Consider the following 16,203-nt stretch of genomic DNA (forward strand, 5'->3'; position numbering starts at 1 on the left):
GAAGCGAACTTATCAGGTTGGCGTAGTCCGCCGTGCTGGTAGGGGCGCATTATAGGGAGCCGCGCCGTGATGACAAGGGCTTTTTCACCGAAAAGAACCGTTCGCTCAGATATACAGCAAAGCGGTTTTATTTCGTTCGCATCACCACCATTTCGGGCTGTCATTGGATTTAAATTGAACATTTGAAAAGCCACTTTATAATTGACTTTTCAAATGTCCAATTAAGGTTTCATTCATGCACCAGATCCTGGATAGCCGCAAAGAGGAGAGAATCGTTCCTCTGTTCCGCCTCGGGTTTCGGCCTTTCTTCCTGTTCGGCGCCTTGTTCTCGGCTTTGGCGATGCTGGGCTGGCTGGGGCAGCTCAACGGTTGGTTCGCTCTGCCCGGGATTGCCAACCCCATCTGGTGGCATGCACATGAAATGCTGTTCGGCTTTGGTGCCGCCATAGTGGCGGGTTTTCTGCTTACCGCCGTCCAGAACTGGACCGCTCACCCTGGTGTACGCGGTTGGCCGCTGGCACTGGTCGTGGGATTGTGGGCCACCCCGAGAGGCCTGCTCCCCTGGTTTGGAGAAAGCAATGTCACTCTGATGGTCATGGACCTGGCCTGGTTGCCCCTCTGTACGTGGTTTCTCGCCAGACCCATCATAGTAACGCGCCAGTGGCGCAATCTCTTTTTTGTTCCCCTGCTTCTCGTGTTGACCCTGCTCAATACCGCTTGCTGGCGGTGGCATGCCGAATGGCCATTGGTGGAACATATCCTGCTTGCAACCGTGCTCCTCTTCACGACCCTGATTGCCGTCATGGGAGGACGTGTCATTCCCTTCTTTACCGCCAGAGCCACTGGGGCGGAAAAAGCACTCCCACTGCCGTGGCTGGAGCGCATTGCCCTCGCGTCTCTGTGGCTCATCCTGCTGCTCTGGTTGGTGCTCCCGACACAGTGGGTCACCGGCATCCAGATGTTCCCTCTATATATAGTGGCGGCAGGGGCTCACCTCTACAGGCAGCTGCGCTGGCGACCCGGAACCACGGTGGCCCACCCCCTGCTGTGGTCGCTTCACCTGGCCTACCTCTTTATCCCACTGGGGCTGACCGCCCTGGCGACACGCACGGCTGGCTGGCCGATTGCCTTGTCACTGGCCAGCCATCTGTTCAGCGCGGGCAGCATGGGGGCCATGATCCTCGCGATGATAGCCCGTGTATCCCTCGGACACAGTGGCAGAGCCCTGCAGATAGGACGCAGGATCACGGCAGCATTTGCACTGGTGATCCTGTCCGCGCTGTTGCGGGTCTTGCTCCCCCTCTTTTGGCCAGACCTCACCCTCACTGGATGGAACCTCAGCGGATGGAGCTGGGTTGCCGCCTACGGTCTGTTCATCTGGGTTTATACCCCCATACTGACCAGTCCCAGGGCGGATGGCCGCCCCGGCTAATCATCGCGTGGCCATGGCCGGATAGTGGATCAGATTGTGGAAGATGGCGGGAGCGACCCCAAGATTGCGATAGCCATGGGTACGGTCCGCTGCAAACCGGACGGCCTCCCCCTGATCGAGGGAACGCCACGCTCCGTCAACCAGTACCTCCATCACACCGCTGATGACGATGACATGTTCGGTCACTCCGGGTTCATGGGGTTCTGATTCCCGCTGGTAGCCAGGTAGCAGGGTCAGTTCGAACAACTCGAAACCAAAGCGGGCCTCATAGGGGAAAAGCGGGGCAACCTGCATCCCCTCTCCCGCCGGCTGCTGTCGAATATCATCGGCAATACGGTATACCGTCTCTCCCTGTGCCGCTGGTGTCGGCTCAATGAAACTGGAGAAAGAGACCCGAAAACCGGTGGCAATCTTCCACAATGTTGCCACCGTCGGACTGGATTCACCTCGCTCGATCTGTCCCAGCATGGCCTTGCTCACCCCCGTTTCACGGGCGGCCATATCCAGGCTCCATCCTCTTTCAGTGCGCAGCCCTTTCAATCGCTGGGCCAGATAGCGACTCATCTCCTGCATCTGTTCTCCGATTTCTTCGAGCCATATTGTGCGCCATAACGCACAGCGTTATAGTCGAAACCACATTGTACGCAATAGCGCACAAGCTACCAGCATCCACAAGGAAGTTTCCCATGCCCCTAGCCCTCCCCCACATGGTCGCGGGACTCATCGCCGTATTGGTGGGTTACACGAGTTCTGTCGTCTTGATCATCCAGGCCGCCACGGCCGCCGGTGCCGATACAGCCCAGGTCTCTTCCTGGCTATGGACACTGGGTATCGGCATGGGGGTCAGCTGCATCGGCCTCTCCCTCTATTACCGGGTGCCTGTCTTGACGGCCTGGTCTACCCCGGGTGCCGCCCTGCTCATCACCAGCCTGGGGAACTTCAGTCTGGCTGAAGCCATCGGCGCCTTCATCATCTCTTCACTGCTGATCACCCTCTGCGGTATCAGCGGCTGGTTCGACAGGCTGATGCGTCACATTCCCGCCCCCCTGGCGGCCGCCATGCTGGCCGGAGTCTTGCTCAGGTTCGGGCTGGATCTCTTCAAGGTGGCACCGCAAGATCCTCTGCTGCTTGGCACCTTGCTACTGGCTTTCTTGCTGGGTCGCCACCTCTGGCCCCGCTACACCATGGTGCTGGTCCTGGCTGCCGGCATGCTGCTCTGCACCCTGAGGGGCGAGCTGCAACTCAACGAGGTTCACTGGCAACTTTCCACCCCGGTCTGGATCTCGCCAGCCTTTTCCATCGACGCCCTGCTCGGCATCGCACTCCCGCTCTTTCTCGTTACCATGACCTCGCAAAACATGCCGGGCATTGCCATCCTGCGCGCCCACGGCTATCAACCGGCCACTTCTTCCCTGATTGGCTGGACCGGATTCATCGGCGTGCTGCTGGCACCGTTTGGCGGCTATGCCTTCAACCTGGCCGCCATCACTGCCGCCATCTGCATGGGCAAGGAAGTGGATCACGATGTCACTCGACGCTGGCCTGCTGCCGTGTGGGCTGGATGTTTCTACCTGCTCACAGGCTGTTTCGGTGCCACCGTGGTTGCCCTGTTCAGCGCATTCCCTGCGGTGCTGGTCACCTGCGTGGCCGGGCTGGCGCTGCTCGGTACCATAGGCAGCAGCTTGCACAGCGCCTTGCAGCAGGACGAGGAGCGGGAAGCCGCGCTACTGACTTTCCTTGTGACTGCCTCGGGGATCACCCTGCTCGGGGTCGGGTCTGCCTGCTGGGGATTGCTGATCGGAGTGACATTGCATCAAGTCAATCGGCTCCGCGCCTGACCTGACCATCTGGGGAGACTCCAGTGAGACGCAGCACATAATCCTGAGAAGAGCGTTCACATATGAACCTTATTCCTTTCTAGTGACAAAACGGCGCAGATCCTTCCCGACAAGCGCCGTTGTCAGACTCAATACTGGAGAACGAAGATGAGGAATCAGGCTGTCATTTTGTTACTGGCACTGCTGGGCGCCACCACGACCCAGGCTGCCGACACCGATCGGGAGCTGGCACGCCAGCTCGCGCTGCAGCAGAAGAACCTGCTGCCGCTCCTGAACAATCAGGAATACCAGAGTCCACTGCCCAACCTGCTGCAAAAGGCCAGCCCGCGCCTGAAGCGCCAGGCTCGGGATGCCAACCAGGCGGCCATCAGTCGGCAAGGGCTGGATGGCGAGGTCAGGGAACTGATGCAACTGCGGCTGGCCAATCCGGATCAGGCGGATGCACTGCAACAAGGGGTTGAGCCACTGGTTGCCTACATACCAAGTGGTGACGAAAAGAGCTGGAGCGCCATCGAGGCGTTCGACAGCGCCGGCAGCCCGATCTATCTCGATGTGAACCAGCCGCCGGCGCGGCCGGTACTGGTGGTGGAGGCCGATCCGGTCAAAGCCAAGAATGCCGGCCTGAAGGTGATGCGAAAGGCGCTGGCTGCCGCCGACATGCAGGTGACGCCCCGTGCCACCAGCAACACCACACCCCTCAAGACCAGCATTCTCAAGAAGATCAGGCTCAACGATGATCAGGAGCCCTGGCTGCTGGGCGCCGCCGAGGTCTATGCCGTCGTGGCCGGGGTCAATCCTGGCAGGGACGAGCCCGTGGTGGATATCGTCGACATGCCCTATCTCGACTACGACAACACCGACTACACCCCCAACCAGATCCTGGTCTATTGGGATCGCTACCGCTGGGGAGCCGTCGACGTGGTCATGATGGAGCAGGATGACAACGTCAATTACAAGGAGCTGAGCGCCCTCCTGATTGACGCACTCAAACTCGGCTTCACTGCGGGTGGCGTACCCGAGGCCCTGCCCTTCCTCGACCTTGGCGGTCGTATTGTCAAGGCACTCCCGGACTCCTGGATGACCAACAACGACGACTACCTCGACACCTTCTATACCCTGGAGCAGGATCAGAGCTATCACCAGTATCCCGGTGCTGCCGGCAATGCAGTCATCGATCTCGAGCCCAGGGAGATCCAGCCAACCCGGCCCTGACTGTCGCCCAAAACAAAAAGCCAATGAGAAGACTCATTGGCTTTTCTGTATCAGAGCCGCGGATCAGGCCTGACCTTTCGGCCTCACACCCAGTGTGTGACAGATGGCGTAGGTCAGCTCTGAGCGGTTCAGGGTATAGAAGTGGAAATCCTTCACCCCTTCCTGACTCAGCACACGCACTTGGTCGATGGCAATGCTGGCTCCCACCATGTTGCGCGTCATCTGATCGTTTTCCAGCCCTTCGAAACGCTGGTGCATCCAGCGCGGGATCTTCACGTTGGTGAAACCGGCAAACTTGGCCAGGGTCTGGTAGTTGGAGACCGGCAGTATCCCCGGCACGATCTCCGCATCGATACCGATGGCGGCGCAGCGATCCCGAAAACGCAGATAGGTCTCCACATCGAAGAAGAACTGGGTAATGGCCCGGTTGGCACCGGCATCTATCTTGCGCTTGAGGTTCAGCAAGTCGGATTGCGCACTGCGAGCCTCGGGGTGGCCTTCCGGATAGGCGGCGACCGAGATATCGAAATCGGCTTCGGATTTGAGCAGGGCGACCAGGTCGGTGGCATACATGTCAGGCTTGTCGAGACCGGGAGGCAAGTCGCCGCGCAGGGCCACGATATGGCGAATACCGCTGTTCCAGTAGTCACGGGCAATGGTTCGCAGCTCGTCACGGCTGGCGTCGATACAGGTCAGGTGTGGGGCGGCGATGAGGCCGGTACGCTCCTTGATGTCCTTGATCACCTTGTGAGTGCGGTCCCGGGTGCCCGAGTTGGCGCCATAGGTCACAGAGACGAATTTGGGCTCCAGCACCTGCAGGCGCTCGATGGACTGCCAGAGGGTGTTCTCCATCCCTTCGCTGTTGGGCGGGAAAAACTCGAAACTGACCGATATGTCGCCACCCAGATCCGCCAAACTCTGGTTGAGTGCCTCAACCTGACGCGCGCTGTGAAATCCCATCTGCTCTCTCCCTGTCCTGCAACCCATTCCTTCACGCCAAAACGGATGTTTGGACGTCTAAACGTCTTTCTATCTTTATGAGAAAACGGATCAAAGTCAATACCGATTTGTCAGCGACAAGGGGGATTGCCGATTTTTTTATTTTGCAATTCAACCTAAGTAATGAGCGACCCCATCCCAAAATGCTGTCAGGCACGCTATGATGCGGGCGGATCGTCCTGGACGTTCTGAATCTGCGTGTGATTGTTTGGCCGGGTTTCCCGGCCTTTTTTTAACTTCTTTCCCCGCCTGCCGATAAGCAATTCAAGCGTTTGCAGGAGCCCCATCATGGAAGATCACCCCGGTTTTGCCACCGATCTGCTGTTCGATCGCTATCAGGGCGAGGTGACGGATCATGATGCGTTCTGGACCGTGCGCACCCCGAGCTCTCCAGACTACTACTTCGGCAACTACCTGCTGCTGCCCACCCCCCCAAGCGATCGTGACAAGGGCTGGCTCGAGGCCAGTTTCGACAGGCTGATTGGCTGGGACCCCCGTATCCGCCACCGCACCTTCCAGTGGCCTCTCGCCGCAGGCCAGAACAGCCGGGTCGCCGGGTTCGTGGCGGCGGGATACCAATACATGGAGTGCGTGGTACTGGCGCTGGGTGCAATGGAGTGGCAAGCCCCCACCGGCAGCGACCTGGCCCCGGCTCGCCCGTTCACCGCGGCAGACTGGGATCAGTGGCTCGCCTTCGAGCTGGCAGAGCGGGATCCCGCCCATTCGGAGGAGCGCTATCTTCCCTATCTCTTGTCACGCCGCCAGCTCTATCAGGCCATGATCGATGACGGGCTCGGACAGTGGTGGGGGTTATGGCACCAGAATCAACTGGTTGCCAGCTGCGGACTCTTCTTCACCGGCACCCTGGGACGCTTTCAACTGGTGCGCACGCACGCAGAGTGGCGAAACCGGGGGCTCTGTCGTCTGTTGCTGAGCCAGGTCGCACGCCAGGGACTGGCACGGGCCAGTTCGCTCATCATAGTGGCAGACGAGCACTATCACGCCCAGCGGGTCTATCGCACTCTGGGTTTCGTGCCGGTGGCCCGTATCGGCAGCCTGTGCCGCTTGCCACGGGAATGACAAGTCATCACGCAGATGCAAAACGGGAGGCCAAGGCCTCCCGTTCTTCATGGTGAACCATCAGGGCTGTGCCCCCTCCAGTTCGCTGGCGAGCGCCTCCTCCACTTCGGCAGGAGGCGCTGGAGCGACGGCTCCGGACACCGGTGCTGACGGAGGCTGGGTCGCGCTTGCTCCGGAGGGCGCTTGTCCATCCGGCACCACAGGTGCAGCAGGCTCGGTCCCGATGGCACCCGACACAGGGACGGCAGGCACGCTCGCCTCACACTGACACTCCTGTCCCTTGCCCTGGTTGCCCTGATGGGGGGCATACCACCCTTTCAACCCCTGTTCCAGGCGATCGGCCGCCGCCTTGGGTGCCACGGTTCCCAGCAATACCTGCTGGCTCACCTCGGCCAGTTCATCCCCGAGCTTGGGAGTGCCGCGGGAGAGGATCTGGGTGGCAACCCGGATGGTGGAATCGCACTGATCCCGCCACTCCATCATCTCTCTGGCCGCCGGATTGGTGGCTTCAAAGAAGTGGTTGGAGAGCGAGAAGAAGCCGGGCAGCGAGTTGGTATAGAGCTCGGCAAACTGGGGAGTGGTCAGCCACTGCAGGAAGGTCATGGCGGCCTCCTTGTTCTTGCTGGCCGGATTCATCCCCATACCGATATCGGTGTGATCGGTGAAGAAACAGCCATCCCCCTGCTTTGCCACGGGCGGGCGCATGACACCGAAGTCCACCTTGCCGGTGAAGGGGGCAATCTCCCAGGATCCCGCCGCATAGAAGGCAGCCTTGCCCGAGGTGAACAGCTCGTTGGTGGTGGCGTAGTCGCGGCTCTCGCCCCCCTCCCCCAGGTAGTCACGCCAGCGCGCCAGCTCCTCGAACACCTTGACGTATTGCGGGTTGTTGAAGCGCTCCTGGCCCCCGATCAGCGCCAATCGACCATCCTCCCCCTTCCAGTAGTTGGGGCCTATGTTCTGGAAACCGAGCTCGGAGGCAACCCAGCTCTCCGAGCCGCTCACGGCGAGGGGAACATAGCGACCATCCGCCTTCACCTTGTCCAGGGCCGCGAAGAATGCCTCGCGGGTCTGGGGTACCGTCAGCCCCAGCTCACTGAATATCTTCTTGTTGTAGAAGAAGCCGTGAATCACCGATGCCATGGGTACGCAGAAAGTCTGGGCGCCACTGTCGGTCTGCCAGGGGGATTGGGCAAAGCTCGGGAAGTTCTCCATCCCCGCCATCTCGCTCAGCTCCACCAGATGGCCCGCCTTGAACAGGGCCAGGGAATCGTCAAACGGGCGGCAGGTGATGAGATCCCCCGCCTTGCCCGCCTTGAGGCTGGCCCAGAGGGTCGGCATGTACTCGACGTTCTGCACCCCGTTGAATTTCACCTGAATACCCGGGTGGGCGGCCTCGAATGCAGGAATGATCTTCTGTTCCCACAAGGCCTTGTCATCTATGCGCCAGCTCTCTATCACCAGCTCGCTGGCCATCAGCTGGCCACACAACAGGAGACTCAGGGCCCCGATCCATTTGTTAGCCATAAGTCCTCCTACACCTTGAAATGGGCGATCAATTGCTGCTGCTTGGCGACCAGATCCGCCAGCACCTCACTGCTGCTGGCCGATTCCCGCGCCTCCCGCTCGGTCTCGTAAGCCACATCCGCAATGCCGGCGACATGACGGGCAACCCCCTGACTCACGGAGATCTGTTCCTGGGCGGCATGAGCCACCTGATCCGCCATCGCCTTGATGGCGCTCATCCGCTCGGCAATGGATTGCAGTGCTTCGTCCATCACCCGGGTCTGGGCCACGCAATCCTGGGTCTGCTCCTGGCTGCGTGCCATCACGGCCACCACGTGCTTGCTGGAACTTTGCAGGTTCTCGATCATGGCCTGGATCTCCTCGGTCGAGGTCTGGGTCCGGTTCGCCAGTGCCCGCACCTCGTCCGCCACCACCGCGAAGCCGCGACCGGCGTCCCCCGCCCGGGCCGCCTCGATGGCCGCGTTCAGCGCCAGCAGGTTGGTCTGCTCGGCGATGCTGCGGATCACGTCGAGGATGCTGCCGATGTTGTCGCTGAATTCCCCCAGCTTGTGGGTGATGCCGACCGCCTCTTCCATGGCACCCGCCAGTTGTTCGGTGATCTGGCGCGTAGTCGCCACCTGTTTGCGTCCGGCGCGGGCCTCTTCATCCGCCAGGTCCACCTCGCGCTTGGTGCCGTCGGTGGAACGCGCCACCTCGGTCGCACTCACCTCCAGCTCGGTGATGGCGGCAGCCACCTGATCGGTCTGGCTCTTCTGATCCTGCACCCGTGACATGGCCCGCTCGCTTATCTCGGCGGCGCGGCTCGCCTCGTCCACCAGATGGCGCGAGCCGGCATTGATCTGGGCGAGCAGCTCGCCAGTCTTGTCTGCCAGGGTATTGATGGAGCGGGTCAGGCTGCCGAACTCGCAGCGGCTCTGGTAGTCGATGCGCCGGGTCATGTCACCCGTGGCCATGCGATCCAGCTCCCGATCGATGAGTTGCAGCGGACGCTGGATGCTGCGGGCCGTGGTGTAACCGATGAGGAGCGCGGCGGCCGCGGAGATGGCAGACACGATCAGGATCCAGGCGCTGGCGCTGCTGACGGCGTCATCCGCCCCGACCCGGCTCGCGCTGGCAATCCTGCCCGCCGATTTGGCCATCTCGTCCAGCAGCGCCAGGCTGTTGACCAGACTGGTGTCGAGTTGCTGGTTCAGGGACTGCAGCGAGGCCGCCAGTTGCTGGCCATTGCGCATGGTCGCCAGCAACCCTTTCGGGCCGAGGGCCAGCTCCTGCATCCGATCGAGGTTGACGATGAAACGCAGCCTCACGTCATCGGGCACCTGCACCCGTTCGAGCCGTTTGCGTGCCATCTCGATATCCTTGCCGAGCACCTTCTCCAATTCATTGAGATCGGTCTTGGCATCGGCCCGGCGGATGTTTTTCAGATCCCGGGCAATGCCGGAGGTGATGAGTTCGGCCTTGTTGCGCATGGAGCGTTTGCTCGCGGTCTGCTGCAACAACAGGTCGGCGGCCCACTGGTAGGTATCTTCCAGCCGGATGAACGCCAGCTCCAGTTCATGGCGCCGATCGAGTGCGGCCACCCACTGGCCGTGCTGGGTCAGCACCTGATCCGCCAACCCGTAGAACTCGCGGGTCGCCCCGTCGACCTGGCGGAACCGCTCGCTCGCCTCGGCCACCCCGTCAAACCGGGCCATCTCCTTGCTCTGGGCCAGGAAACGCTCCTGCTGCGCCTTGAACTGGCTGGCCAGTTGCGGCAACTGGGCCGCCTCCTCGCTGGTTCTGTAGGTGAGCACCCAGCGGTTGCTGTCCTGCAGTGCGCCCTTGAGCCCGGCGACCGCGATCACCAGGGGGGTGGCACGATCAGAAACCTGGGAGAGCCCCTCGTTGATCCCCCGGATCTTCAAGATACTGATGAAGCCGAGCAGAACCAGCAACAACAGCATCAGCACGAAGCCGGCGATGATCCGCTGCACAATAGATAAACCCATGGAGGCATCCTCACTCGTTGGGGAAAGGGGTGAATGCCGAGGTTATCGGCAGCGGGATGCAATGGAATAGCGGTTCGTGACGCGATGGCGGGCCAGATCACAGTTGGCGTGACATGGCAGGCAGAAAAGGGCCCGAACAGAGCCGGGCCAAAGAGACATGCTTGTTGTCATGGCCGTGCACCGGCCACGTTTGTCATCAGAAGCGGTAACCGACGCCGAACATGAAGGCCACCGGATCGATGGAGGTGTTGATGGTGCCCACGGCGGTATGCACATCGGTATCGATGTCGATGAGCCAGGCAGAGGCGTTGACGAACCAGCGGTCATTGATCGCCATGTCCAGGCCCACCTGACCCGCCATCCCCCAGGAGGAGTCCACGCTCACATCCGTCCCGGCCAGGGCACCGCGCCCTTCCTCGTCGAAGAAGGTGGTGTAGTTGATACCGGCACCCACATAGGGGCGCACCTTGCTGTTGGCATCACCGAAGTAGTACTGCGCCATCAGGGTCGGCGGGAGGTGTTTGACCTTGGCGACCTCACCCAGGCCGGCAGTCGACACCGAGTGGGAGAAGGGGGTCGCGGCCAGCAGCTCGACACCCCAGTTGTCCGTCAACATGTAGGAGAGGGTCAGGCCAAGCTGCATGTTGCTGTCGATCTCCAGCTCGCCCGTCCCCAGCACGTTGTCACTGCTGGTCTGGGGAGAGACGAACGCCAGGCCACCACGGACCAGGATGTCACCGGCCTGATGTGCCATGGCGACGGGGGAAGCAAATGCGGCTGCGATTAACAGAGGAAGGATCTTTTTCATCACATTATTCCTTTTTTGTTTTCTTTCTATGTTGCAAGCCCGAAAACTATAAAAGGATGTGAATGGCCGGTTATTGATTTAGCTCAATGGTTATCAAGAAATAGATAGATGTACACGGCAGCTTTGATTGGACAATCAAACCGCAGATGAAAATAAAAAGTCATTCAAATACATGATGATGCCTTAAATTACTGCATCATCATGAAATGTAAAATACCAATTAAATACACCTTAAACACCTTCATATCACCTTTCAATTGTTGTTTAATTATGCCCCGGGGCGTATTTTATTAATGCGATGTAACCACGCTGTAATTTGAATTTTATGAAACCACAGACACGCAAAGACAAAATTCTCGGCATTCTTGCCGCCATCTGGGGGATAGGTTCCTTCCTCTTCATTCTGCTGGGTTTCCTGTTCGCCCTCGCCTTCCTGATGCTGACACACTGAGTCTGCCGGACGAGTCCCTCTTTTCTCCCTCTCATCCCTGGCCGGGCGCCAGATCGGCGCACCTCGCCACCGGCCAACAAAAAAGGGGCCCTGGCCCCTTTTTCTCGAGTGACGCTTATTTCTCCAGTAGAGGAGCGAGGAAGCGCGCCGTGTGGGACTCCTTGCAACGGCTCATCTCCTCAGGCGTACCCGTCACCAGAATACGGCCACCACCAGCGCCCCCTTCCGGGCCCAGATCAACGATCCAGTCCGCGGTTTTGATGACGTCCAGGTTGTGCTCGATGATGACGATGGTGTTGCCCCGATCCCGCAGTTGGTGCAGTACCTTGAGCAACTGCTGGATATCGTGGAAGTGCAACCCGGTGGTCGGCTCATCCAGAATATAGAGGGTCTGGCCGGTGTCCCGCTTGGAGAGCTCCCGCGCCAGCTTGACCCGCTGCGCCTCGCCGCCAGAGAGCGTGGTGGCGGACTGACCGAGCCGGATGTAGGAGAGGCCCACGTCCATCAGGGTCTGCAGCTTGCGCGCCACCGCCGGCACCGGATCGAAGAAGGCACGGGCATCTTCCACCGTCATCTCGAGGATTTCGTGGATGTTCTTGCCCTTGTACTTCACCTCCAGGGTCTCGCGGTTGTAGCGCTTGCCCTTGCAGACGTCGCACGGCACGTAGACGTCCGGCAGGAAGTGCATCTCCACCTTGATGACCCCGTCCCCCTGGCACGCCTCGCAGCGTCCCCCCTTCACGTTGAAGGAGAAGCGGCCCGGCTGGTAGCCACGGGAACGCGCCTCCTGGGTGCCGGAGAGCAGCTCGCGGATCGGGGTGAACAGGCCGGTGTAGGTGGCCGGGTTGGAGCGCGGGGTGCGGCCGATGGGGCTCTGGTCGATATCCACCACCTTGTCCAGATGCTCCAGCCCCTCGACGCTGCGATAGGGAGCCGGGGTGGACTCGGTGGCCTTGTTCAGCTCGCGGTGGGCGATGCGGAACAGGGTGTCGTTGATCAGGGTCGACTTGCCGGAACCGGAGACGCCGGTGACGCAGGTCATCACGCCGATGGGCAGATCCAGGTTGACGTTGCGCAGATTGTTGCCGCTCGCCCCTTTCAATTTCAGCCACTTGCCAGTGAGCGAGGTGCGCTCGACCGGGATGGCGATCTGCTTGCGGCCGGAGAGGTAATCACCGGTCAGGGATTCGGGGTTCGCGATGATCTCCTCCGGCGTCCCCTGGGCAACGATGGCCCCGCCGTGCACGCCAGCCCCCGGGCCGATGTCGAGCACGTGGTCGGCTAGGCGAATGGCGTCCTCGTCGTGCTCCACCACGATCACGGTGTTGCCGAGATCGCGCAGGTGGGTCAGGGTCTTGAGCAGGCGTTCGTTGTCCCGCTGGTGCAGGCCGATGGAAGGCTCGTCCAGCACGTACATGACCCCCACCAGGCCAGCCCCGATCTGGCTGGCCAGCCGGATCCGCTGCGCCTCGCCACCGGAGAGGGTCTCGGCGCTGCGCGACAGGCTCAGATAGTTGAGGCCGACGTTCACCAGGAAGCCGAGCCGCTCGACGATCTCCTTGAGGATCTTGTCCGCTATCTGGGCACGCTGACCGGACAGGTTCAACCCTTCGAAGAAGGCCAGGGCATCGCCGATGGACTGCTCAGCGATGGCGGGCAGGTTGCGATTGTCCACGAAGACGTGGCGGGCTTCTTCCCGCAGTCGGCTGCCACCGCAACTGGTACAGGACTTGTTGGCGATGTATTTGGCCAGCTCTTCCCGCACCGCGTTGGATTCGGTCTCCCGATAGCGGCGCTCCATGTTGTGCAGGATCCCCTCGAACGGGTGCTTGCGCACCACCACGTCGCCGCGGTCATTCATGTAGCGGAACTCGATCTCGGTGCGCCCGGAGCCGCGCAGGATCACCTCCTGGGTCTTGAGCGGCAGATCCTCCCAGGGGGTCTCCAGGTCGAACTTGTAGTGATCGGCCAGGGATTTGAGCATCTGGAAGTAGTAGAAGCTGCGCTTGTCCCAACCACGGATGGCGCCGCCGGCCAGGCTCTGGCCTGGATCATGGATGAGCTTGGCGGGATCGAAATACTGCTGCACCCCGAGACCGTCACAGGTGGGGCAGGCCCCCGCCGGGTTGTTGAAGGAGAAGATCCGGGGCTCCAGCTCCGACATGGAGTAACCGCACTCGGGGCAGGCGAAGTTGGCGGAGAAGGTCATGGGGGCAACCCCATCCTCCCCGTCCATCGGCACCACCAGCACGATGCCGCCGGAGAGAGTCAGCGCCGTTTCGAACGATTCGGCCAGGCGCAGGGCCAGGTCATCGCGCACCTTGAAGCGATCCACCACCACCTCGATGGTGTGCTTTTTGTGCAGCTCCAGGGCGGGAGGATCCGACAGATCGCACACCTCGCCGTCGATGCGGGCGCGGATGTAACCCTGGGCCGCCAGGTTCTCCAGCAGCTTGGTGTGCTCCCCCTTGCGGTTGCGCACCACGGGGGCCAGCAGCATCAGCTTGGCGCCTTCGGGCTGGGCCAGCACCTGATCCACCATCTGGCTGATGGTCTGGGCCGCGAGCGGAATGGCGTGGGTCGGGCAGCGTGGCTCCCCGACCCGGGCGAACAGCAGCCGCAGGTAGTCGTAAATCTCGGTGATGGTGCCGACGGTCGAGCGCGGGTTGTGGGAGGTGGACTTCTGCTCGATGGAGATGGCAGGCGACAGCCCCTCGATGTGATCCACGTCCGGCTTCTCCATCAGGGAGAGGAACTGGCGGGCATAGGCGGAGAGGGACTCCACATAGCGGCGCTGCCCCTCGGCATAGAGGGTATCGAACGCCAGGGAGGATTTGCCCGAACCGGACAAGCCGGTGACCACGATCAGCTTGTCACGTGGCAGGATCAGGTTGATGTTCTTGAGGTTGTGGGTGCGGGCACCCCGGATCACGATTTTTTCCATCTTGTTGCGCGCTCGATACGGGAACCAGAGCGGGCCAGTATGGCATAGAGACTACTGGATGAATAGACAGTCTTTCCTTCCGTGCCCCTTCCTCAGAGATACTCCTTGGCCCAGCTCACCGCCTGCAACCGGTTCTTGACGTTCAGCTTCTTGAAGACGTTGTAGAGATGGGATTTGACGGTGTGTTCGCTCACGAACAGGCTGTCGGCGATCTCGGTGTTGGAGGCCCCCGTCATCAGGTGACGCACGATCTCCTGCTCGCGGGCGGTCAGCAGCGTCTGCTGACGCTGAGGTTGCCCGCTACCCTTGCGGTAGTAGTCCACCAGGTCGCACAGCAGGTGGCGCGGGATCCAGTACTCCCCCTGCAACACCTTGCGGATGCCGAAGACCAACCTGTCCAGCGTGTCCTGACGAAAGAAGAGCCCGCTGGTATGGGGCCACATCAGCAGCAGCTCTTTGTTGGTGCTGGTCGGGGCATTGAGCAACACGGCACTGGCCTCGCCAAAGCGCTGGCAGATGGCATTGCTCCACAGCTCCTGCTGGGTCGACTTGAGGTAGTCCAGATCGATCAGCAGCAAGGTTTTGGGGGCGCCCTCTGCAACGTCTGGCAGGTCATTCAGCTCCCCTACCAGCAAGATGGGCAGACCAAGCTCTTCACTGAGGTGACGCTGGAAACGGGAGGCTTGTGCGTTATTTTCGGTGATCAGCACCAGGAGGGAGTCGGGCGTCATCAAGAGAACTTCCTTGCACATTCGAGTCGGGGCTTTTTGGCAAGGAAGAGTACCAATCCCCCTCCTGGCTGCAGCATTAAAAAAGTATTAGACGCATCGGTGGCTCCTTTGAAGCCCAGCAATTTTCCAGCCAATACAATTGGCTAGCACGCCCCCCCCATTTGGGGGGTCAAGTAGTGCCGGTGCGCACCATAACAGCTCCGCCCTCTTCACGCAGCCTGCCCCAGCCTCCTCCCCTTGCTGGTGACACCTTACCTCGGGTAAGTTACTCAGGCTGTGGCGATCCATTGACGTCACAGTGGCAGGGAAGATGTGCGCTCATGCCCGCCAACTGGTACTATGGCGGCCAAACGCTGCGGCCGAACCATGACGCCTCTGCCGGCAAGCTCAGGCGCAGCCAGGACGCTGATAGAGAGATGACACCCAGCCAGGGCGCGCATCTCGTTGCAAACAAACGCATTATTGAATGGGCCCAGGCATCTGGCCTGGCCGGTATACATAAGGGTGGAAGAGAGATTATGGCCAGTCGAGGCATCAACAAAGTCATTCTGATCGGTAACCTGGGGCAAGACCCGGAAGTGCGCTACATGCCGAGCGGCGGTGCCGTGACTAACATCACCCTGGCCACCTCCGATACCTGGCGCGACAAGCAGACCGGTGAGCAGAAAGAGCGCACCGAATGGCACCGTGTCGTCTTCATGGGCAAGCTGGCCGAAGTGGCCGGCGAGTACCTGAAGAAGGGCTCCCAGGTCTATGTGGAAGGCAAGCTCCAGACCCGCAAATGGCAGGATCAGAGCGGCCAGGAGCGCTACACCACCGAGGTGCTGGTCGACAGCTTCACCGGTGTGATGCAGATGCTGGGTGGCCGTCCGCAGGGGGGTGGCCAGGGCATGGGCGGCCAGTCATCCCAGGGCAACTGGGGCCAGCCGCAACAGGCTGCACCGCAACAGAACATGCAACGTCCTGCTGCCCCGCAGCAGAACATGCAACCGCAAGGCGGTTACGGCCGTCCGGCCCAGCAGCCGCAATCCGCCCCGCCGGTCTACAACGAACCGCCGATGGATTTCGACGACGATATTCCGTTCTGATCCCCTGCGGCAGGCCCTGATTCATCAGGGCCTTTTTTTACCTGTTTCTGACGCATTCACCTCCTCCGACGACCATGTTACTGCCACTTTCCCGCGCTTTACGTCCCC

The 16,203-nt window shown here is 60.9% G+C and carries 14 protein-coding genes; 6 read left to right on the plus strand and 8 right to left on the minus strand.

Features of this window, described 5'->3' with window-relative positions:
• Positions 1-182, minus strand: a 182-nt coding sequence (locus tag OKC41_RS16830) for a hypothetical protein (protein WP_270672192.1), incomplete at its 3' end; no start/stop codon positions are given.
• Positions 183-235: 53 nt separating this feature from the next.
• On the opposite strand from OKC41_RS16830, the gene OKC41_RS16835 reads away from it, so the two are divergent.
• Positions 236-1,432 carry an NnrS family protein gene (locus OKC41_RS16835; RefSeq protein WP_010674224.1) on the plus strand — a complete coding sequence of 399 codons (1,197 nt, stop codon included), beginning with the start codon at positions 236-238 and terminating at the stop codon, positions 1,430-1,432.
• Here the strand turns inward: OKC41_RS16835 and OKC41_RS16840 are convergent, their stop codons facing one another.
• The gene (locus OKC41_RS16840) at positions 1,433-2,005 is read right to left on the minus strand and encodes a helix-turn-helix domain-containing protein (RefSeq protein WP_010674223.1); all 573 of its coding nucleotides are present in this window, start codon (positions 2,003-2,005) and stop codon (positions 1,433-1,435) included.
• Positions 2,006-2,118: 113 nt separating this feature from the next.
• Here OKC41_RS16840 and OKC41_RS16845 point away from each other — a divergent pair, with 113 nt between their 5' ends.
• On the plus strand, positions 2,119-3,270 hold the full coding sequence (locus OKC41_RS16845) for a benzoate/H(+) symporter BenE family transporter (RefSeq protein WP_010674222.1): 1,152 nt from the start codon (positions 2,119-2,121) through the stop codon (positions 3,268-3,270).
• A 147-nt stretch (positions 3,271-3,417) separates the two neighbouring features.
• Positions 3,418-4,482: a DUF3103 family protein gene (locus OKC41_RS16850; RefSeq protein ID WP_104452174.1), complete on the plus strand. Its 1,065-nt coding sequence runs from the start codon at positions 3,418-3,420 to the stop codon at positions 4,480-4,482.
• Between the two features lie 63 nt (positions 4,483-4,545).
• On the opposite strand, the gene metF is transcribed toward OKC41_RS16850, so the two are convergent.
• Positions 4,546-5,442, minus strand: a complete 897-nt coding sequence (gene metF, locus OKC41_RS16855) for a methylenetetrahydrofolate reductase (protein ID WP_010674220.1) — start codon at positions 5,440-5,442, stop codon at positions 4,546-4,548.
• A 327-nt stretch (positions 5,443-5,769) separates the two neighbouring features.
• On the opposite strand from metF, the gene OKC41_RS16860 reads away from it, so the two are divergent.
• Positions 5,770-6,561 carry a GNAT family N-acetyltransferase gene (locus OKC41_RS16860; RefSeq protein ID WP_270672193.1) on the plus strand — a complete coding sequence of 264 codons (792 nt, stop codon included), beginning with the start codon at positions 5,770-5,772 and terminating at the stop codon, positions 6,559-6,561.
• 60 nt (positions 6,562-6,621) lie between these two features.
• Here OKC41_RS16860 and OKC41_RS16865 read toward each other — a convergent pair whose 3' ends face one another.
• The 3 genes from OKC41_RS16865 to OKC41_RS16875 all read right to left on the minus strand — a co-directional run bounded on the left by OKC41_RS16865 (position 6,622) and on the right by OKC41_RS16875 (position 10,881).
• Positions 6,622-8,085, minus strand: coding sequence for an extracellular solute-binding protein (locus tag OKC41_RS16865; protein ID WP_052815869.1), 1,464 nt, complete (start codon positions 8,083-8,085; stop codon positions 6,622-6,624).
• A gap of 8 nt (positions 8,086-8,093) precedes the next feature.
• Positions 8,094-10,073: a methyl-accepting chemotaxis protein gene (locus tag OKC41_RS16870; protein ID WP_201895218.1), complete on the minus strand. Its 1,980-nt coding sequence runs from the start codon at positions 10,071-10,073 to the stop codon at positions 8,094-8,096.
• 196 nt (positions 10,074-10,269) lie between these two features.
• Complete coding sequence (locus OKC41_RS16875) at positions 10,270-10,881, minus strand: OmpW family outer membrane protein (RefSeq protein ID WP_010674216.1); 612 nt, start codon at positions 10,879-10,881, stop codon at positions 10,270-10,272.
• Between the two features lie 325 nt (positions 10,882-11,206).
• Between OKC41_RS16875 and OKC41_RS16880 the strand changes: the two genes are divergently transcribed.
• Positions 11,207-11,332: a hypothetical protein gene (locus OKC41_RS16880; RefSeq protein ID WP_010674215.1), complete on the plus strand. Its 126-nt coding sequence runs from the start codon at positions 11,207-11,209 to the stop codon at positions 11,330-11,332.
• Between the two features lie 115 nt (positions 11,333-11,447).
• Here OKC41_RS16880 and uvrA read toward each other — a convergent pair whose 3' ends face one another.
• Both uvrA and OKC41_RS16890 read right to left on the minus strand, forming a co-directional pair.
• A complete protein-coding gene (gene uvrA, locus OKC41_RS16885; protein ID WP_201895219.1) occupies positions 11,448-14,276 on the minus strand; it encodes an excinuclease ABC subunit UvrA in 2,829 nt (942 codons plus the stop codon).
• 92 nt (positions 14,277-14,368) lie between these two features.
• Positions 14,369-15,007, minus strand: a complete 639-nt coding sequence (locus OKC41_RS16890) for a LuxR C-terminal-related transcriptional regulator (protein WP_010674213.1) — start codon at positions 15,005-15,007, stop codon at positions 14,369-14,371.
• A 518-nt stretch (positions 15,008-15,525) separates the two neighbouring features.
• Between OKC41_RS16890 and OKC41_RS16895 the strand changes: the two genes are divergently transcribed.
• The gene (locus tag OKC41_RS16895) at positions 15,526-16,095 is read left to right on the plus strand and encodes a single-stranded DNA-binding protein (RefSeq protein ID WP_010674212.1); all 570 of its coding nucleotides are present in this window, start codon (positions 15,526-15,528) and stop codon (positions 16,093-16,095) included.
• Positions 16,096-16,203: the final 108 nt, after the last annotated feature.

Source organism: Aeromonas sp. QDB17, from assembly GCF_027705305.1.
Taxonomy (GTDB): Bacteria; Pseudomonadota; Gammaproteobacteria; order Enterobacterales; family Aeromonadaceae; genus Aeromonas; species Aeromonas caviae.